Annotated in this window: 18 protein-coding genes; 5 read left to right on the forward strand and 13 right to left on the reverse strand. The window is 60.4% G+C overall.

The window, feature by feature from the left end:
* Positions 1-79 precede the first annotated feature (79 nt).
* From KVG88_RS26470 to KVG88_RS26480, 3 genes are all read right to left on the reverse strand, one after another.
* Positions 80-673, reverse strand: coding sequence for an HAD family hydrolase (locus tag KVG88_RS26470; protein ID WP_150701551.1), 594 nt, complete (start codon positions 671-673; stop codon positions 80-82).
* Positions 670-1,539 (reverse strand): acyl-CoA thioesterase II, encoded by an 870-nt coding sequence (gene tesB / locus KVG88_RS26475; protein WP_150701552.1) that lies wholly within the window; start codon positions 1,537-1,539, stop codon positions 670-672. Before tesB ends, KVG88_RS26470 begins: the two co-directional genes overlap by 4 nt.
* Positions 1,540-1,645: 106 nt before the next feature.
* Entirely contained in the window at positions 1,646-2,215 is a 570-nt protein-coding gene (locus tag KVG88_RS26480) for a GNAT family N-acetyltransferase (protein WP_150701553.1), read from the reverse strand.
* Between the two features lie 77 nt (positions 2,216-2,292).
* Here KVG88_RS26480 and KVG88_RS26485 point away from each other — a divergent pair, with 77 nt between their 5' ends.
* Positions 2,293-3,213, forward strand: coding sequence for a histone deacetylase family protein (locus KVG88_RS26485; protein ID WP_217873196.1), 921 nt, complete (start codon positions 2,293-2,295; stop codon positions 3,211-3,213).
* A 280-nt stretch (positions 3,214-3,493) separates the two neighbouring features.
* Positions 3,494-4,735 carry a TIGR03862 family flavoprotein gene (locus KVG88_RS26490; protein ID WP_217873197.1) on the forward strand — a complete coding sequence of 414 codons (1,242 nt, stop codon included), beginning with the start codon at positions 3,494-3,496 and terminating at the stop codon, positions 4,733-4,735.
* A gap of 116 nt (positions 4,736-4,851) precedes the next feature.
* Here the strand turns inward: KVG88_RS26490 and rhlE1 are convergent, their stop codons facing one another.
* On the reverse strand, positions 4,852-6,192 hold the full coding sequence (rhlE1, locus tag KVG88_RS26495) for an RNA helicase RhlE1 (RefSeq protein WP_150701556.1): 1,341 nt from the start codon (positions 6,190-6,192) through the stop codon (positions 4,852-4,854).
* Positions 6,193-6,257: 65 nt separating this feature from the next.
* Positions 6,258-7,187, reverse strand: coding sequence for a drug/metabolite exporter YedA (yedA, locus tag KVG88_RS26500; protein ID WP_150701557.1), 930 nt, complete (start codon positions 7,185-7,187; stop codon positions 6,258-6,260).
* Between the two features lie 165 nt (positions 7,188-7,352).
* Between yedA and KVG88_RS26505 the strand changes: the two genes are divergently transcribed.
* Positions 7,353-7,805, forward strand: a complete 453-nt coding sequence (locus KVG88_RS26505) for an Lrp/AsnC family transcriptional regulator (RefSeq protein WP_217873198.1) — start codon at positions 7,353-7,355, stop codon at positions 7,803-7,805.
* Positions 7,806-7,944: 139 nt separating this feature from the next.
* Here the strand turns inward: KVG88_RS26505 and KVG88_RS26510 are convergent, their stop codons facing one another.
* From KVG88_RS26510 to KVG88_RS26520, 3 genes are all read right to left on the reverse strand, one after another.
* Positions 7,945-8,556: a 3'-5' exonuclease gene (locus KVG88_RS26510; protein ID WP_217873199.1), complete on the reverse strand. Its 612-nt coding sequence runs from the start codon at positions 8,554-8,556 to the stop codon at positions 7,945-7,947.
* A gap of 22 nt (positions 8,557-8,578) precedes the next feature.
* Complete coding sequence (locus KVG88_RS26515; protein WP_150701560.1) at positions 8,579-9,058, reverse strand: NYN domain-containing protein; 480 nt, start codon at positions 9,056-9,058, stop codon at positions 8,579-8,581.
* A gap of 127 nt (positions 9,059-9,185) precedes the next feature.
* Positions 9,186-9,950, reverse strand: a complete 765-nt coding sequence (locus KVG88_RS26520) for a DUF2076 domain-containing protein (RefSeq protein WP_150701561.1) — start codon at positions 9,948-9,950, stop codon at positions 9,186-9,188.
* A 178-nt stretch (positions 9,951-10,128) separates the two neighbouring features.
* On the opposite strand from KVG88_RS26520, the gene KVG88_RS26525 reads away from it, so the two are divergent.
* Both KVG88_RS26525 and KVG88_RS26530 read left to right on the forward strand, forming a co-directional pair.
* On the forward strand, positions 10,129-10,803 hold the full coding sequence (locus tag KVG88_RS26525) for a YciC family protein (protein WP_150701562.1): 675 nt from the start codon (positions 10,129-10,131) through the stop codon (positions 10,801-10,803).
* A 213-nt stretch (positions 10,804-11,016) separates the two neighbouring features.
* Positions 11,017-12,096, forward strand: coding sequence for an endonuclease/exonuclease/phosphatase family protein (locus tag KVG88_RS26530; RefSeq protein WP_217873200.1), 1,080 nt, complete (start codon positions 11,017-11,019; stop codon positions 12,094-12,096).
* A 121-nt stretch (positions 12,097-12,217) separates the two neighbouring features.
* Here the strand turns inward: KVG88_RS26530 and KVG88_RS26535 are convergent, their stop codons facing one another.
* The 5 genes from KVG88_RS26535 to KVG88_RS26555 form a co-directional block, all read right to left on the reverse strand.
* A complete protein-coding gene (locus tag KVG88_RS26535; protein WP_150734680.1) occupies positions 12,218-12,643 on the reverse strand; it encodes a RidA family protein in 426 nt (141 codons plus the stop codon).
* A 72-nt stretch (positions 12,644-12,715) separates the two neighbouring features.
* Positions 12,716-13,981, reverse strand: a complete 1,266-nt coding sequence (locus KVG88_RS26540) for a flavin-containing monooxygenase (RefSeq protein WP_217873201.1) — start codon at positions 13,979-13,981, stop codon at positions 12,716-12,718.
* 338 nt (positions 13,982-14,319) lie between these two features.
* Positions 14,320-15,702 (reverse strand): aspartate aminotransferase family protein, encoded by a 1,383-nt coding sequence (locus KVG88_RS26545; protein WP_217873202.1) that lies wholly within the window; start codon positions 15,700-15,702, stop codon positions 14,320-14,322.
* Positions 15,703-15,730: 28 nt separating this feature from the next.
* Entirely contained in the window at positions 15,731-17,176 is a 1,446-nt protein-coding gene (locus KVG88_RS26550) for an APC family permease (protein WP_217873203.1), read from the reverse strand.
* Positions 17,177-17,277: 101 nt separating this feature from the next.
* The gene (locus KVG88_RS26555; protein WP_217873204.1) at positions 17,278-18,318 is read right to left on the reverse strand and encodes an ABC transporter substrate-binding protein; all 1,041 of its coding nucleotides are present in this window, start codon (positions 18,316-18,318) and stop codon (positions 17,278-17,280) included.
* Positions 18,319-18,420: the final 102 nt, after the last annotated feature.

Below are 18,420 nucleotides of genomic sequence, written 5' to 3' on the forward strand. Positions count from 1 at the left end.
GCCTTCGGCAGCTCCTACAAGGTGTACTCGATTCCCCTGTAGGAGCTGCCGAAGGCTGCGATCTTTTGACCTTAATAAATCAAACCGAGAGCATCCGCTGCAACTCGACACAATCCGCCGCATGCCAATCCGTCAGCTCCGGCCACGGATTATCCGGCAGGTTCACCAATACCGTCCGCGCGCCCGCGGCCCGTCCGCAATCCAGATCAAAGCGGTAATCACCGACCATCACCATCTCGCGGGGCGGCACATTCCAGGCCTCGGACAGCTTCAACAAACCGCCGGGATGCGGCTTTGGCGGTGCTTCATCGCGGCCCAGCACATCCTCCACCGCGAAGCAGTCGGCCAAGCCAATCGCCTCCAGCGTGACATGCGCCAGCTCGCGGGCATTGCGCGTGAGAATGCCCAGACGATAACCGCGCCCGGCCAGCTCACGCACCAGCTCGACGGCGCCCGGTGCCGGTTTCGAGCCCAGCGCCAGATCCCGCTCATGCTCCAGCAACCACGCATGTTTGGCGGCGGCTTCATCGGCGGGCAATGCGGCGAGGTGAGTCAGGATGTCGTCTTCAGCCGGGATCGCCAAGGCCACGCGAATCGCCGCAAAGTCATGCACGGCGACGGTCAGGGTGCCGTCCATGTCGAACACCCAATGGCGCACGTCGGTGAGGCTCATGCCCAATCCTTGCGATGACGGATCAGGCCTTCCTGCGTGACCGAGGCCACCAGTTGCCCGGCGCGGTTGAACACGCTGCCACGATTGAACCCGCGCGAATTGCCGGCCCACGGGCTGTCCATCGCGTAGAGCAACCAGTCATCGGCACGCAGATCCTGGTGGAACCACAGCGCGTGGTCGAGGCTGGCGACCTGCATGTCCTTGTGCCAGACCGTTTTGCCATGGGGTTGCATCGAGGTGACGAGCAGACCGAAATCCGAGGCGTATGCCAGCAAGTATTTATGCAGCGCCGGGGAGTCGATCAAGGCACCGTCGGCGCGAAACCAGACGTACTTGATCGGGTCGGACGGCAGCGGGTTATAGGGGTCTTTCTCGGTAATCGGACGGAACTCGATCGGCTTCGGGCACAGCAGTTTTTCACGCATGTGCTCGGGGATCAGGTGCGCACGCTGTTGCGTGATTTCCAGCTCCGACGGCAGGTTCTCAGGGCCGACCACTTGCGGCATTTCGCTCTGGTGCTGGAAACCCTCTTCGTCGTACTGGAACGAGGCGCTGCATGTGAAGATCGGGTGGCCCTTCTGGATCGCGGTCACTCGACGCGTGCTGAAACTGCCGCCGTCACGCACGCGGTCAACGGAATACACCACCGGTAATTTGGCGTCGCCCGGGCGCAGAAAGTAACCGTGCATCGAATGCACATGGCGAGCTTCTTCCACCGTCTGACTGGCCGCCGACAGCGACTGGCCGAGCACCTGGCCACCGAACAGTTGGCGAAATCCCAGGTCCTGGCTGCGGCCACGGAACAGGTTTTCTTCGATAGGTTCCAGGCTCAGCAGGTCGACCAGATCATCCAACACTTGGCTCATTCAGACTCTCCTCACACAACGCAATACCGCGCAGTCTTGGCTGCGGCGGTCGATTCAGTTTCTGGCCCGGGCCAACATGTGGGCCATTGTAAACGTCCGTGGCAGGTTATCCATGCAAGGTTTGCAGCCATTGTTCACGGCTGATGCGGTACAACACGTGGTGACGCAGGGGGTGATCGACGGCGAGCTTCGGGTGATTGAAGTCATCGGCCGGATCGTGCTGCATGCCAATCGCCTGCATGACTTTCTGCGACGGCAAGTTGCTGTCGGCCGTGAACGACACGACTTCGTTCAGCAGTAAGCGGTCAAACCCGCACCGCAGAGCGGTCCACGCCGCTTCACTGGCGTAGCCCAAGCCCCAGTGTTCCCGCGCCAGGCGCCAGCCGATCTCGATGGCGGGGGTGAAAGGCGCTTCAAAACCGACCACGCCAAGTCCGGTAAAACCGATGAACTGGCCGGTGTCCTTGCGCTCCAGCGCCCACAGACCAAAACCATGCTCGGCAAAATGACCACGGACTCGCCCGATCAATGAAGCACTTTCCAGTCGACTCAACGGCGCCGGAAAGTAACGCATGACCTGCGGATCAGCGCACATCGCAGCAAATTCCGGCAAATCTTCATCACGCCATTGCCGCAACAGCAGTCGCGCGCTCGCCAGTTCGAGTATCGGCTCCATCGTGCCCCTCCCCCATTTCCATGCTGCAAGTCTACAACGCTGGTAGGATCCGTCTCTCATTCCTATCCGAAATCACCATGCCGCTGCCGCTGATTTATCACGAAGACTACAGTCCCGAGTTTCCGGTGGATCATCGCTTTCCGATGGACAAGTTTCGACTGTTGCGCGATCACCTGGTGGACAGCGGACTGACCCGTGATGCTGATTTGCTGCGACCGGAACTGTGCCCCGCAGAGATTCTCGCCCTCGCCCATGACCCTTCGTATATCGAACGCTACATGAGCGGCGAGTTGTCCCGCGAGGATCAACGGCGCCTCGGCCTGCCTTGGAGCGAAGCCTTGGCCCGACGCACGGTACGGGCGGTTGGTGGTTCGCTGCTGGCGGCCGAGCAAGCGCTGGAACATGGCCTGGCCTGCCATCTGGCTGGCGGCACGCACCACGCGCATTACGACTACCCGGCCGGGTTCTGCATCTTCAACGACCTGGCGGTGATCAGCCAATACATGTTGCAAAGCGGTCGTGTGAATCGGGTGCTGATCTTCGATTGCGACGTGCATCAGGGCGACGGGACTGCACGGATTCTGCACAACACCCCGGAAGCCATCACCGTTTCCCTGCATTGCGAAAAGAATTTTCCTGCACGCAAGGCCGAAAGCGACTGGGACATTCCGCTGCCCAATGGCATGGGTGACGCCGATTATCTGAAGGTGGTGGACGATGCGCTCAACTACTTGCTGCCGCTTTATCAACCGGACCTGGTGCTGTACGACGCCGGGGTTGATGTGCACAAGGACGACGCCCTCGGTTACTTGAAGCTGACAGACGAAGGCGTCGCCGCCCGCGATGAAAGCGTGATGCGCCATTGCCTGGGGCGTGACATCCCGGTGGTCGGGGTGATCGGGGGCGGCTACAGCAAGGACCGTCATGCCTTGGCCCGGCGTCACGGCATCCTCCATCACAGCGCGCAACGGGTCTGGCAGTCATCAGGTTGTCACTGACCTGTGGATGCTTTACCCACAATGCCTGTGGAGCCGCCTGTGGATAACCTGAGTGAAAGGGACTACAGCCCACGCGGCGTATAGGCTACAGACCACTGATTATTTTTTAACCAGCACTGGCAAACACCACGGAACCCTGTGGGAGCGGGCTTGCCCGCGATGAGGCCGGCACATCTACATCTTTGTTGACTGACCGTCCGCTATCGCGGGCAAGCCCGCTCCCACAGTAATCGTGTACTGCTAGAATGCGCGCCAAATCCGCCACACCGCAGCTTCTACCATGACTCAGCCCAGCACTTCCCTCCCCCCCCAAGTCGCCATCATCGGCGGCGGCCCCGCTGGCCTGATGGCCGCGGAAGTGCTGAGCCAGGCCGGGATCAAGGTCGATCTGTACGACGGCATGCCCTCAGTAGGTCGCAAATTTCTGCTCGCCGGCGTCGGCGGCATGAACATCACCCACTCCGAAGCCTACCCCGCGTTCCTCTCGCGCTACGCCGAACGGGCACCGCAAATCGCCCCGCTGCTGCGCGCTTTCAACGCCGATGCGTTATGCCAATGGATTCATGAATTGGGCATCGAAACTTTCATCGGCAGTTCCGGCCGGGTTTTTCCGACCGACATGAAAGCCGCACCGCTGCTGCGCGCATGGCTCAAACGCCTGCGTGACAGCGGCGTAGTTATCCACACCCGCCACCGCTGGCTCGGCTGGAATGACCAAGGTGATTTGCGCATCGCCACTCCCGATGGCGAAAAGAACGTTCACGCCGATGCCACTCTGTTAGCCCTCGGCGGCGGCAGTTGGTCGCGCCTTGGCTCGGACGGCGCGTGGATGCTGCCACTGGAGCAACGCGGTGTAGGTCTTGCGCCATTGCAGCCGAGCAATTGCGGCTTCGAAGTGCAGGCCTGGAGCGATTTGATGGTCAGCAAATTCGCCGGTGCACCGCTTAAAAATATCGCCATCGGCCTCAACGACGACGTGCCCCGACTGGGCGAATGCGTGATCACCGCCACCGGCATCGAAGGCAGTTTGATTTATGCGCTGTCGGCATCGATTCGCGAGGCGATCAACCGGCACGGTTCGGCCACGATTCATATCGATCTATTGCCGGGCCGGCCTGTGAATAAAGTTCAGGCTGCATTGAGCAAACCTCGGGGTTCGCGCTCCATGGCCAAGCATCTGCACAGCCAGTTGGGCATCGATGGCGTGAAAGCGGCGCTACTGCGGGAATTGACCACTGCCGACACCTTCACCGATCCGGCTCTGCTGGCCAAAGCGATCAAAGCGTTGCCCCTGACACTGGTAAAAGCCCGTCCATTGGACGAAGCCATCAGCAGCGCGGGCGGTGTGTTATTCGAGGCGATGGATGAGCGCTTGATGCTCAAGCAACTACCGGGTGTGTTCTGCGCAGGAGAAATGCTGGACTGGGAAGCGCCGACGGGCGGCTATCTGCTGACCGCGTGTTTCGCCAGTGGGCGCGCGGCGGGGTTGGGGATGGTGCAGTGGTTGCTGCGCAAGGGCTGACGACCGCGCAGCCCCCATCGCCAGCAGGCTGGCTCCCACACGGAATTTGTGTCGTTCACAAAAAACTGTGGGAGCCAGCCTGCTGGCGATGACGGCCAATCAGACGCCGCGTGTAATCAAGGCTTACGCTTACGCGGCCCAGTGTTGAACACCGGCACTTTTCGCACAGGCTTGATCGAAGGCTCCACTGGCGCAGCTTCCCCGCTGTCCACCCACTTACCCAGGTTGCGCTTGCCACCGCCACCACCGGACGCCTTCGGCTTCTTCGGTTTTTTCGGTTTCTTGACGACCTGGCCACTGGCATCGGTGTCCGGCACGCGGTGCTCGGGTTCGAAGTCCGGCTCGCTCTGACGCTTCAAGGTTTGGCGGGTCAACATTTCGATGGCCGACAGCAGATTCACTTCATCAGCGCACACCAGGGAAATCGCCTCGCCGGTCGAACCCGCACGGCCGGTACGACCGATGCGGTGGATGTAATCCTCGGCGACGATTGGCAGGTCGAAGTTGACCACCAACGGCAAGTCTTCAATGTCCAGGCCACGGGCCGCGACGTCAGTGGCGACCAGAATCTGCACTTCACTGGCTTTGAAACGGTCCAGTGCGCGTTGACGGGTTGCCTGCGGCTTGTCGCCGTGGATGCCGTCGGCGTTGATGCCCAGGCCCTGGAGTTTTTCTACCAGCGCGTCCACGCCGTTGCGGGTCTTGGCGAACACCAGCACTTGCTTCCACTTGCCCTTGCGCATCAGGTGCACGAACAGTTCCGGCTTGCGCTTCTTGTCGACAGTGACGATCCACTGCTTGACGGTGTTGGCGGCAACGTTGCGAGGGCTCACTTCCACGGTCAGCGGGTCGTTGAGCATCTGCCCGGCCAGCAGACGGATGTCATCGGAGAAAGTCGCGGAGAACAACAGCGTCTGACGTTTCTTAGGAAGCGCGCGGTAAATGTTCGCCAGCTCCTCGGAAAAGCCCAGATCGAGCATACGGTCAGCTTCGTCCAGCACCAGGGTTTGCAGCTGATTGAACTTCAGCGCGTTCTGGCGGAACAGGTCGAGCAAACGGCCCGGGGTCGCCACCAACAGGTCGACGCCGCTGCGCAGCTTCATCATTTGCGGGTTGATGCTGACGCCGCCGTACACCGCGTAAGTGCGCAATGGCAGGTTTTCGGCGTACTGGCGCACGGCTTCGTGAACCTGCTCGGCCAGTTCGCGGGTCGGCACCAGGATCAGTGCGCGCACCGAGTTGGCGGTGACTTTCGGCCCTTCCATGGCCAGCAATTGCAGCAGCGGCAAGGCGAAACCGGCGGTCTTGCCGGTGCCGGTCTGGGCGGCGGCCATCAGGTCGCGACCGGCCAGCACCGCTGGAATGGCTTGCGCCTGAACCGGCGTCGGAGTCTGGTAGCCGAGCGTCTCGAGGGAGCGCAGCAAGGGTTCGATCAGGCCAAGGGTGGCGAAAGTCATGGGAATACCGTAGGAAAATTCAGCGCGGTTGTGCGGAACAAGTGTGCAATGCCGCGCAGTTTACCCTAATTCACACGGGATTCTGTCGGCACCACCTTCACCGTCGGCAGCGCTGGTGCACGGCGCCACTGCGGCAGGCCAATCAGCACCACGGCGCTGATGATCACCGCCATCGCCAGCGCTTCTTCAATACCAATGGTCTCGCCGACGAACACGATCCCCAGCAACACCGCCACCGCCGGGTTGACGTAGGCATAACTGGTCGCCGCCGCCGGACGCACGTGTTTGAGCAGGTACATGTAGGCGTTGAAGGCGATGATCGAACCGAACACGGTCAGGTATGCCAATGCGGCCCAGCCTTCAATCGGCGGCATTTTCTCCAGGTGTTCACCACTGACCGCGCTGGCGATCAGCAACACCACGCCGCCCACCAGCATTTCCACGGCACTGGCCATCGCGCCTTGCGGCAACGGCAGGTGCTTGCTCCATACCGAACCGAACGCCCAGGTCGCTGCGGCAAAAATCAGCAACGCCGCACCCAACGGGCTCGACTGCAGGTTGGAGCCGAGGTTGAGCATGGCGATGCCGATCAGCCCGAGCACAATCCCGGCCCATTCGAGACGGGTATTACGCGCGCCCCAGAAATATCCGCAGAGCAAGGTAAACAACGGCACCGTCGCCACCGCCAACGCCGCCACTCCGGAAGCCACGCCCGTGTGCTCGGCCACGCTGACCGCGCCGTTACCGCACGCCAGCAACAGAATCCCGATGATCCCCGCGGCTTTCCATTGCGCCCAGGTCGGCGCCGGCGCCCCGCGCCAACGCAGGAAGGCGTACATCAGCGTCCCGGCGATCACGAAACGAATGCCCGCTAGCAGCAGCGGCGGCCAGTACTCGACGCCGATACGGATCACCAGATACGTCGAGCCCCAAATCACGTACAACGCGAAAAAGGCAGCGATCAACGGTAAGGGAAAGCGACGGAGGCCAGGCATGGGGAGCAGCTCGCAGGCAAGACAAGTGAACGGCTATTCTAGAAAGGCTAAGGGTGGAAAATAAGTTACAAAACGTGTTTATAGCGCCGGTACACTTTTCAAAACACGGAGATTGTTGCGATAAACCGTGCTTTCGAAAGTCAGTCATTTTCAGGAGTCGCCACCATGGACAAATACGACCGCATGCTGCTCAGCGCCCTGCTGGAAAACGGTCGCGCGTCCTACGCCGACCTCGCGCGCAAGGTCAACCTGTCGGCCCCGGCCGTGGCAGAGCGCGTGGCCAAACTCGAAGCCAGCGGCGTGATCACCGGCTACCAGGCGAAAGTTGATATGGCCAAGCTCGGCCTGCCGATCCAGTGCGTGATCGAACTGCGCCTGAACCAGCACGGCAACCAGAAAGCCTACGACGACCTGATCAAAATCCCGCAACTGACCGAGTGCCACCGGGTAACGGGCGATCCGTGCGTGATCATGCAAGCGGCGGTGGGTTCGATGCCGGAGCTGGAAGAGTTAATCAACCGGATTGCGACGTTCGGGTTCAGCAAGACGTCGATTGTGTTGTCCAGCGCCATCGAAAAGCGGGTGCCGTTGGGGCACATCGAAGGCAATGCCAAATAGCTTTCTGTAGGACTGTTGGACTGTAGGAGCTGCCGAGAGAAACGAGGCTGCGATCTCTTGATCTTGATCTTTAAAATCAAAGTCAAAAGATCGCAGCCTCGTTTCTCTCGGCAGCTCCTACAGGGGATGTATGGTGAATTCAGAACCCGCGATAGCGCTGGAGGTGCTCGGTGACTTTGGCCGCCGGCACTTTCTGCAATTTGCACAACAAGTCATGGGAGAGTTCGCGCAAGCCGTGCTTGTGGCGCAACTCTTCGGCCAGGTGCGCCGTCAGGTTGGCCGCCATCTCGGCATCGGCCATCGCCCGGTGAGCCTTGCCGGTGTGCGGCAGGTTGGCGAAGGTGGTGAGGGTGCCGAGTTTGTGGTTCGGTGCGGCGGGCATCAGACGTCGGGCCAGCAGCAACGAGCAGGCAAAGTTCTGCAAGCGGGTGCGTTTGATTCGTCCGAGCTCGAAGTCCCAGAACTTCTGGTCGAACGCGGCGTTGTGCGCCAGCAACGGCGTGGTGCCGACGAATTCGTTGACTTCGTTCATCACCTGCTCGGCCGAAGGCGCGGTGCGCAGCATGGCGTTGCTGATGCCGGTGAGTTGTTCGATGAAGGCCGGCACACGTACGCCGGCATTCATCAGGCTCTGGTAACGCTCGACGATGCGCCCTTGTTCGAGGATGACCACGGCGATTTCCGTGGCCCGGCAACTGCTGCTCGGGGAGATCCCGGTGGTTTCAAAGTCGATGACTGCAATGCGTTCCAAACCTGGTTCAACTCCGTAAAAATCAATTCTTGAGCAGCAACGCGCCTTCGATCGGCACGTAGCGGCTGGCGGCGCGGATCAGCGAATTGGCGGTCAGGCCCGGTACGCCGTAGGCCACCGCTTGCACCCCGTGTTTGCTGATGATGCGTTCGAGCAGCATGTCGAAATCACCGTCGCCGGAGGCCAGCACGATTTCGTCGACGTGGTCGGCGGCGTCCATGATATCGAGGGTGATGCCCACGTCCCAGTCGCCCTTGGCCGAGCCGTCGCTGCGCTGGATATAAGGCTTGAGCTTCACGGTGAAACCGAGGTTGCGCAGGATTTGCTGGAACTGCTGTTGCTTGCTGTCACCACGGTCGATGGCGTAGGCATAGGCCTCGACGATTTGCCCCTGCTTGCTGATCTCGGCCCACAGCGCGGCATAGTTGAAGTGGCAACCGTAAGCCTGGCGCACGGTGTAATAAAGGTTCTGGACATCGGCGAACACAGCGATCTTTTTCACCGCACATCCCCTTGGGCGCAGGCAGGATCAGGCACCAGGCCCGAAAAGTCGCCCAGTATGCCAGCCAAAAGGAGGGTTCCGCGAATAATCGGCCGGAGGCGCCGTAGCGCTCCGGACGAATGGCGTGTCAGACGAAGGAGTCGTCGTCGCCGCCAAAGAACGATGAACTGTCATCGCTGTAGTCGGCGTCACTGAAGCCGCCCTGGTCATTGCCATAGGAATCGTTGCCGGCCATGCGCTGGTCGTCGCCCCATCCGCTGTTGCTCTGGTCATTGACCTGGGCCGGTTCTTCCTTGATGACTTCGACGATTTCTTCGGGTTGCTGGTTGTGATGAAACAGGCTGCTGATGCCTTGCGCCAGCATCACGCCACCCGCCACACCCGCGGCCGTTTTCAGCGCGCCGCCGAGGAAGCTGCTGCCGGCCGCTGCGGGTGCTTGTGGCTGCGGGGCATAACCCTGTTGAGGAAAGTTCTGCTGCACAGGCTGCGAGTTGAAGCCCGGACGCGCCGGCTCACGCCAGCCACCACCACTCGATACCGGTGCACTTGGCACGGGTGCGGGCTGCGGATCACGATTGCCGCCACCGAAAATGCTCGACAAAAAGCCACCGCTGCTCGGTGCCGGCGCGGCCGTTTGCGCCTTGGCCTGTTGCAGTTCGGCCTGCAATTGCTGGACTTGCGCGGTCAGTTGCTTGTTCTGTTCGTCGAGGCTCTTGATCGCCGCCTCTTGCACCAGAATCGCCTGGGTCATGAAATAACCTGCCGCCGGTTGGCGAGCCAGGTGTTCCTTGATCCGCGCCTCAGCCTGGGCGTCGCGCGGGGCTGCGTCCGTTTCGGCCTGTTGCAGCCGGGAATACAGTCCATCGATCAGGGTTTGTTCTTCGCTGTTCATGGCGACCTCGTAGATTGCCGGGGAAATCGTTGCCCTTGTCCATTGAGGATAAGCGACCCGACCTTAATGGAGGCTGAAACAAGATGTTTCAATGCCCTTTACCGAACGTTTACGTTTGCGTCCCGAAGGGTTTCATCGGTTAAAGTGGGCCACTGCTTTCAACCTGCGATACCGACTGATGAATCCGTTCGATGTACTGCGTGACTCCCTGTATTTCTTCAAGCGCAATCTGGGCCAGATCGTGCAGCTGTGCCTGCCACTGGTGATCGTTGAGGCCCTGTTGCAACAAGTGGTCGACCACTCCACCGAGCCGGACAGTTTCCCCGGCATCAGCGTGATCGTCGGCCTGCTGATCTATCCGCTGTACACCGCCGCGCTCATCCTGTTTCTCGATGCCCGTAGCCGTGGCGAATCGCCGAGCAACCGCGATCTGCTGTCGAGGTCAGCCTACCTGTGGCCGCGCTTCGCCCTACTGACTGCGCTCAACACGTTGCTGATCCTGCTGGGCCTGTCGCTGTATTTCCTGCCGGGTATCTGGCTGATGGTGACCCTGGCATTCGGCGAGTATCTGCTGGTGCTGCGTGGCCTGGCGCCGCTGCAAGCGATGAAGGAAAGCCTGCGCCTGACCCGTGGCCATTTCCTGCGCATCCTGGCGTGCATCCTGTGCGTGATGGGGCCGTTGTGGCTGCTCAAGGGCGCAACGCTGGCGGTGTATCCCGAACCGCAGAACCCGGTGATCTCGCTGCTGATCGACAGCGCCCACAGCTTCCTGCAACTGTTCACCAGCGTGGTGCTGTTCCGCTTGTTCATGCTGATCAGCGATGTGCCGGAAAAAATCGACGGCCCCCTCTGACTCACGACTCCTGTAGCAGCTGGCGAAGCCTGCGTTCGGCTGCGCAGCCGTCGTAAACCCGCCTGCACAGTTTTCCTGATACACCGTGCGCTCTGATTTCGCGACTGCTTCGCAGCCGAACGCAGGCTTCGCCAGCTGCTACACGTGCGGTACCGCCATCGTTGACGCTCGGGTATGCTCGGGATCAACTTCCGTAACGCTATAAGCCGAGCCATGACCCGACTGCTGCGCTACACCTTGCTGGGATTGTTGATGCTCGTCGGCCTGGCGGGCGTGATGATCTACAGCCTGACCTGGCGCCCCGAGGCCCGCGAAGTGCTGCCGGTCAGTTGCAGCACCCAGGCGCCGACCCTGGCTTCTGGCCAGGCACTGAAGGTGATGACCTGGAACGTCCAGTACCTGGCGGGCAAGCGCTATGTGTTCTGGAATGACCTGGCCAACGGCACCGATGAAAAGCCCACACCGGAAGACATGGCCTTCAGCCTTGATGAAGTGGCGCGGGTGATTCGCGACGAGCAGCCGGATGTGGTGCTGTTGCAGGAACTTGATGACGGCGCCAAGGCCAGCGACTACCAGCACCAGCTCAAACTGCTGCAAGAACGGCTCGCCGACCTGTATCCGTGCAGCACCAGCGCCTTCGACTGGAAGGCCGACTTCGTCCCTGATCCGCACATCTTCGGCAGCGTCGGCCGGCAACTGGCAACGCTGAGCCGCTACCAGATCGACCATGCCCAGCGTCTGCAATTGCCGGTAGTGCCGGCCAACTTGATCAGCCGCCAGTTCCAGCCGAAAAACGCGATGCTGGTCAGCTACCTGCCAGTCAGCGATGGCGGTCAGGTCGCAATCCTCAATACTCATCTGGACCGCGCCACACAACCCGACGAAACCTTGCAGGCGCAGGTGTCGGCGGTGGCCAGGGTCCTCGACAAGCTCGAAAGCCGCGGCACGCCCTGGCTGATCGGCGGTGACTTCAACCTGTTGCCGTTGGGGCAATACCAACGCCTGCCCAACGAGCAACGCACCCCCTACTCCGCCGACAGCGCGCTGCATGTGCTGTGGGACAAGTACCCGATGATCCCCAACAACAACGAAGCCAGCGGGATCGACCGTGCCCGCTGGCTGACCCATTACCCGAACGATCCGAGCCTGAGCGGCCCGGACCGGACCGTCGACTACCTGTTTTACAGCCCGCGTATCAAGCGGGTCGAGGCAACGGTCAGACAGGACGACACGTTGCGCATCTCCGATCATTTGCCGGTGATAGCGCGCTTCCTGCTGCCCGCCACGCCATAACCCGCCGAACACAAAACCCGTAGGAGCTGTCTCGTGCAACGAGGCTGCGATCTTTTGATCTTGATCTTAAAAATCAAAGTCAAAAGATCGCAGCCTCGCTTCGCGAGACAGCTCCTACAGGTCAGTCTTTTTTCCAGTCATCCGGAATCACCGCGATCACATCGATCTCCATCAACCATTGCGGTTGACCCAACCCGGAAATCACCAGCCCCGTCGAAATCGGGAACACGCCTTTCAACCACTTGCCCACGACCTGATAAACCGGCTCACGGTAACGCGGGTCGATGATGTACGTGGTGGTTTTGACGATATGGGAAAGATCGCTCCCCGCCTCTTCCAGCAGCTGCTTGACGTTTTTCATCGCCTGTTCCGCTTGGGCACCCGGGTCGCCAAGGCCCACCAGATTGCCCTCGAAATCAGTGCCGATCTGGCCGCGCACGTACACCGTGTTGCCGGCCCGGACGGCCTGGCACAGATCATTGTCCAGCGACTGGTTGGGATACGTGTCCTTGGTATTGAACATGCGAATGCGCGTGTGAGTAGGCATCAACTGACTCCCTGAAACTTGAGTGAAGGTGTGGATCGGGAATGGCCACAGGACCATTCCCTCGATCGATTCTTAACGCTGCGACGGGTCGCGGTATTCGAGGTATTGGCGCTGCGTAGCAATGTGGCCAGCGACATGCTTGGCGTCGTGCCAGACGCCCCAGATGAAACTCGAACCACGACGCGACAACCACGGCAGGCCCACGAAGTAGATGCCCGGCTCGTTCGAGACCCCGCGCTGATGACGCGGCTTGCCCTTCTCGTCAAAGGTGTCGACTTGCAGCCAGCTGTAATCGACGGCGTAGCCGGTGGCCCAAATGATCGAAGTGATGCCTGCCTCGGCCAGATCCAGTTCGAGAATCGGGTGGGTGACGCACTCGGGATCGTGAAGCATGAAGCGGGCTTCGGGCTCCTCTGGCAGGTCGAGTCCATTGCGGGCGATGTAGGCATCCGCGGCGTCCAACAGCGACAGGTAATTCGCGTCGCCCGCCGCGATGTTGCGCGCCAGATCCTGCTGGAACGTCACCACACCGTCGTTGAACGATTGGGTCAGCCCCACCAGCGTCACGCCTTGCTGGGCCAGTACCCGGAAATCCACGGTCTGTCCGCCACGCGCACCGCTCACGGCAATGGTGACGTGCTCGCGCCCAGGTTCCATGGTTTCCAGATCCCACAGCCCCAGCACGCCCAGCCACCAGCAGAAATCACGGTTGCGATAGGCGCGAGGCGGGCGGTCATGTTGGCCGACCGACAAATAGACTTGCCTGCCGGCGCGCTGCAATTCATCGGCGATCTGCACACCGGAAGAACCTGCCCCGACCACCAGCACACCGCCCTCAGGCAGCTGCTGTGGATTGAAATACTGGGCCGAGTGAATCTGTGTGATGGTGCTGTCTTTCGGCGCAATCGGCGGGATGACCGGGCGCTGGAAAGGACCGGTCGCTGCCACTACTCGATTGGCCTGAATCACGCCCTCGGAGGTCTCGATGGTGAAGCCCGGACGATCACTGTTGCGTACGACTTTTTTGACTTCGACACCGGTACGAATCGGCGCTTCGAATTTCTCGGCATAGGCTTCGAAGTAAGCGGCCACTTGGTCTTTTGAGGCGAAGGCATCGGGCGCCAGGTCTTCGAAGGCCAGGCCGGGGAAGCGGTCGTGCCAGACCGGGCCGTTCGCCACCAGTGAATCCCAGCGCCCGGTGCGCCACGCTTCAGCGATGCGGTTGCGCTCCAGCACCAGATGCGGCACACCGAGTTTGCTCAAGTGTTCGCTCATGGCGACGCCAGCCTGGCCGGCACCGACAACAAGCGTATCTATTTCGATCTTTTTATCATTCATGCTTGTGTCCTTCAGAGAGGCGACTATGGCGCGGCAAGTCGCGACAGATCAGCTGTTGTAATAATTGAATACCGCGTAGATAACTTTGCTGGCGGGGTAGGTTTATTGTGCTTAGCGAATGCCAATAGCGAAAATATGATTTTTGTCGTTGTTGCCCATGAAAAAACTAACCCACAACTAACTTCGAACTTCACTGAATAAATACAAACCCTGTAGGAGCGAGCCGGCTCGCGAAGAACTTGAAAGCCCCGCGTTTATTCAGGCAATACGCATAATCGTTAACGACCATCGCGAGCAGGCTCGCTCCCACAGTTAATGGAGGCGAGCCCGATACTTATTTAGAGCACGCCAATTTCTTTGGCAGTTCTATCAACCGCAATCTTGGTTTTGCCAACCAGCTCATCGATTTCAGCACGCGTGGCGATCAATGCCGGCGCCATGATCATGCGGCCCAGCGTCGAGCGAATGATCACGCCTTCCTCAAAACCAATCGTGCGGCAGCGCCAGGCAATGTCGCCTTCATTGGCGAAACGCTTGCGAGTTGCCTTGTCCTCGGCAAACTGCAACGCAGCCACCAGGCCGACACCCTGGATCTCACCCACCAGCGGGTGATTGCCGAAGACCTCGCGCAGGCACTGTTGCAGGTACGGGCCGGTGTCGCTTTTCACTTGCGTGACCACACCCTCATCGCGCAACGCCGTAAGGTTCGCGATAGCCACCGCAGCCGCCACCGGGTGACCGGAATAGGTCAGGCCGTGGGCGAACACGCCGCCCTGCTCCACCAGCACCTCAGCCATGCGCCGACTCAGAATCAGGCCGCCCATCGGGATGTAACCCGAGGTCAGGCCCTTGGCGATGGACAAGGTGTCCGGCTCGAAATCAAAGTGCTGGTGGGCAAACCATTCACCGGTCCGCCCGAAGCCACCGATCACCTCGTCCGCACACAGCAGCACGTCGTACTTGCGGCAGATGCGCTGGATTTCCGGCCAGTAGCTCTCTGGCGGGAAGATCATGCCGCCCGCGCCCTGGAACGGTTCGGCGATGAACGCGGCGACGTTTTCCGCGCCCAGTTCGAGAATCTTGGTTTCCAGTTGCTGAGCGGCGCGCAGGCCGAACTCGGCGGGCGTCAGATCACCTTCATGACCAAACCAGTACGGTTCATCGATGTGCGCGACGTCAGGAATCACACCGCCCATTTCGTGCATGAACTTCATCCCGCCCATGGCGCTGGCGGCCAGGGTGGAGCCGTGATAACCGTTCCAGCGACCGATCATGATCTTCTTCTGCGGCTTGCCGAGCACCTGCCAGTAGCGGCGCACGGTACGGATCAACACCTCGTTGGCCTCAGAGCCGGAGTTGGTGTAGATCGCGTGGCTGTAGTGCTTGGGCAGGAGACTGAACAGCAGCTCGGAGAGCTCGACCACCGCCGGGTGAGTGGTGTGGAAGAACATGTTGTAGTACGGCAATTGCTCCAGCTGACGGGTCGCCGCCGCGGCCAGATCCTTGCGCCCGTAACCGAGGTTGGTGCACCACAAACCGGACATGCCATCGAGGTAACGATTGCCGTCGTTGTCCCACAGGTGCAGGCGCTCGCCACCGACGATCACGCGCGGCCCCTCTTCGTTCAACGCCTTCTGATCAAGGAATGCGTGAATGTGGTGGGCGGCATCGGCCGCTTGATAATCCTTGGTTTCGCGCTGCGGTTTGTAATCGGTTGTCATTTTTTATTCTCCTGAATTGAATAAAGGTTCAGTTCCCGGACACGGTAGCGATCGGTGCCATCTTCGGCTCATCGGTACCCTGTGATTCTTGTTGAATGAGCGGCTCCGGCGTAAACAGCGGTTTGCGCATCACGAACTTGATCCACACCACGGCAATGATCGATATCACGCCCAGTACCACGCCAGCGCAAGCAAAAATACTCGCGGTCATCTCCGGTGTTGGCGACACGTGGTAGATCGCAAACAGCATGCCGGCAATGCCGATGACTTGCGGCCATGGATAAAACGGTGAGCGGAATGGGCGTGCCAGATGGGGATAGCGGCGGCGCAAGGCAATCACATCGATGTGTACGATGATGTAGGCCAGCAGCCACGCCAAGGCGGCAGCCAGAAGCAGCAAGCTGATCGCCGCCGCGTCGTGCCCCAGAATGAGGATCGGCAGGCCGGTGATCGCGGCAACGAACAGCACCGCCACCCATGGCGTGCGACCGCGTTCTGTGAGTTTCTTGAACTGCGGGAACGCCTGGCCGTTTTGCGCCATGCCGTAGAGCATGCGCGGCAGTGCGGCCAGCGACGAATTCACGGTGCTGCAAGTCGCGGTAATGGCCGCGACCACCAGGAACAGCTTGCCTGCTTCACCGAAAACGGTGGTGGCGACAAGGTAGTGAGGCAGCGCATCGCTAGCCAGTTGCTCACGGGGAATGCACAGCAGCGCGCCAAAGCAATACAGCGCGATCACGCCGAAAATCACCGTCAAACCAATGGTCATCGAGCGTGGAATATTGCGCTCCGGATTGCGGGTTTCTTCCACCAACGGGCAGACGAATTCGGCCCCGACAAAACCCCAGACCGCCATCGCAGCCAAGGTAATTGCACCGAACTCCAACGGGTTCCAGCCCTGATCCAGCGGCAGTTGCAAGCTGGCCTGACCGTTAGTCAGCGAAGCCAGGCCCATGGCGATGAGGATCACCACCATCACCAGCGCCAGCACGTTCTGCAGCTTGGCGAAGACATCAATGCCGAACAGGTTCAGCACGGTGAACAGCCCCAGCACGCCGTAGGCCACCACCATGTGCGGAATGACATCCGGATAGACCTTGCTGATCACCAGATCCAACAGGAGCAGCTCGGCGGAGAGCGCAAACATCGCCACCACCATGTAGCCCGAGAAGGTCGCCAGAATCGCCGGGAAATGCCCGATTGCCACTTCGGTGTAACTGCTGAGACTGCCCGCCTTCGGGATCATCAAGGCCAATTCGGAAAACGACCAGGCGTAGGTGATTGCCAATACATAAGCGATGGCCAACGGAATGATAAACCCGAAACCGGCAATGCCCGCCCCTTGCAGCATCAGCACCATCACGCCCTGCGATACCACGACGCCCACCGCAACGGCCAGCAATGAACCCAGCCCCAGGACCCGGCGCAAACCGCCGGACGGCGCCTGGATGGACGCGGTTGTACTTGAACTCATGACAAACTCCCCGTGTTTTCTTGTTGTTGATCGCCTTCACGTGGAAGGCAGGGATAAACATCGCCACTCATCCGTGAGTGGCGATTGACGACAGCAGCGGCTTAGCGGGCCGCCCAGGCGTTGAAACGTTCCTCGAGTTCTTCGCCGTGATCGACCCAGAACGTCGCATCCACCAGTTGGCCCTCAGACAAATTGGCTTGAGCCGTGGGCAACTGGGCAAGCGTGTCGGCCGGAAGTTGCGCCAGCACATCCTTGCGAATCGGGCCGTAAGGGATCTGCGTGGAGAAGGATTTCTGCCCGCTCGGCTGACTGGCGAACACGATGAAACGCTCGGCCAGCGCCTTGTTCGGACTGCCGCGAACAATCGCCCAGTGATCAGGATCGTAGAGGTGACCGTTCCAGGAGATGGCCAGTTTCGAGCCTTCCTTTTGCGCCACGGCAATCCGGCCGTTGTAGGCCGCCGACATCACCACGTCGCCTGCTGCGAGCCATTGCGGAGGCTGCGCTCCGGCTTCCCACCACTGGATCGACGGCTTGATCTGGTCGAGCTTGTTAAACGCCCGGTCCACGCCTTCCTTGGTGCCCAGCACTTTGTACAGGTCATCCTGCTTGACCCCGTCGGCGAGCAGCGCCACTTCCAGCGTGTACTTGGCGCCCTTGCGCAGGCCGCGCTTGCCGGGGAATTGCTGCAGGTTCCACATATCCGCCCAGGAGGTCGGGGCCGCAGCCACCTTGTTCGAGTTATAGGCGAGCACCATCGACCACACGTAACTGGCCACGCCGCACTCGCTGACCGCGCCAGCCAGATAGTTTTTTGAGTCGCCGATCAGCGCCGGGTCCAGGCGCTCGAACAGCCCTTCTTCGCAGCCACGCAAAAGCTCAGGGCTTTCCACTTCGACGACGTCCCAGCTGACCTGGCCGACATCGACCATGGCTTTGACTTTGGACAGTTCGCCGCTGTACTCGCCGACTACAACTTTGCCGGCACCACTTTGTTCAAAGGGTTTGAAATAAGCCCCTTCTTGCGCGGCCTTGGTCGCACCGCCGAACGAAATAACCGTGAGACTTTCGGAGTGCGCAACAACGGGCACCGTGAATACCAAAAATGCTGTTACAACGCTCGAAGACGAATATCTGAACATGAAAGCTCCCTCACTTTTTAATTGTGGTTAGTTACTGAGGCAGTCACGGCCACGCAGCCGCAAGTTCACGGAAGACTCTCCGCGTGGTGACATCTTTTTATT

Origin of the sequence: Pseudomonas azerbaijanoccidentalis, from assembly GCF_019145495.1 — a bacterium.
Taxonomy (GTDB): Bacteria; Pseudomonadota; Gammaproteobacteria; order Pseudomonadales; family Pseudomonadaceae; genus Aquipseudomonas; species Aquipseudomonas azerbaijanoccidentalis.

Bases quoted from the DNA above. Each gene is read 5' to 3' on its own strand.
- KVG88_RS26470 (WP_150701551.1), bottom strand. From the start codon at position 673: ATGAGCCTCACCGACGTGCGCCATTGGGTGTTCGACATGGACGGCACC.
- tesB (WP_150701552.1), bottom strand. From the start codon at position 1,539: ATGAGCCAAGTGTTGGATGATCTGGTCGACCTGCTGAGCCTGGAACCT.
- KVG88_RS26480 (WP_150701553.1), bottom strand. From the start codon at position 2,215: ATGGAGCCGATACTCGAACTGGCGAGCGCGCGACTGCTGTTGCGGCAA.
- KVG88_RS26485 (WP_217873196.1), top strand. From the start codon at position 2,293: ATGCCGCTGCCGCTGATTTATCACGAAGACTACAGTCCCGAGTTTCCG.
- KVG88_RS26490 (WP_217873197.1), top strand. From the start codon at position 3,494: ATGACTCAGCCCAGCACTTCCCTCCCCCCCCAAGTCGCCATCATCGGC.
- rhlE1 (WP_150701556.1), bottom strand. From the start codon at position 6,192: ATGACTTTCGCCACCCTTGGCCTGATCGAACCCTTGCTGCGCTCCCTC.
- yedA (WP_150701557.1), bottom strand. From the start codon at position 7,187: ATGCCTGGCCTCCGTCGCTTTCCCTTACCGTTGATCGCTGCCTTTTTC.
- KVG88_RS26505 (WP_217873198.1), top strand. From the start codon at position 7,353: ATGGACAAATACGACCGCATGCTGCTCAGCGCCCTGCTGGAAAACGGT.
- KVG88_RS26520 (WP_150701561.1), bottom strand. From the start codon at position 9,950: ATGAACAGCGAAGAACAAACCCTGATCGATGGACTGTATTCCCGGCTG.
- KVG88_RS26525 (WP_150701562.1), top strand. From the start codon at position 10,129: ATGAATCCGTTCGATGTACTGCGTGACTCCCTGTATTTCTTCAAGCGC.
- KVG88_RS26530 (WP_217873200.1), top strand. From the start codon at position 11,017: ATGACCCGACTGCTGCGCTACACCTTGCTGGGATTGTTGATGCTCGTC.
- KVG88_RS26535 (WP_150734680.1), bottom strand. From the start codon at position 12,643: ATGCCTACTCACACGCGCATTCGCATGTTCAATACCAAGGACACGTAT.
- KVG88_RS26540 (WP_217873201.1), bottom strand. From the start codon at position 13,981: ATGAATGATAAAAAGATCGAAATAGATACGCTTGTTGTCGGTGCCGGC.
- KVG88_RS26545 (WP_217873202.1), bottom strand. From the start codon at position 15,702: ATGACAACCGATTACAAACCGCAGCGCGAAACCAAGGATTATCAAGCG.
- KVG88_RS26550 (WP_217873203.1), bottom strand. From the start codon at position 17,176: ATGAGTTCAAGTACAACCGCGTCCATCCAGGCGCCGTCCGGCGGTTTG.
- KVG88_RS26555 (WP_217873204.1), bottom strand. From the start codon at position 18,318: ATGTTCAGATATTCGTCTTCGAGCGTTGTAACAGCATTTTTGGTATTC.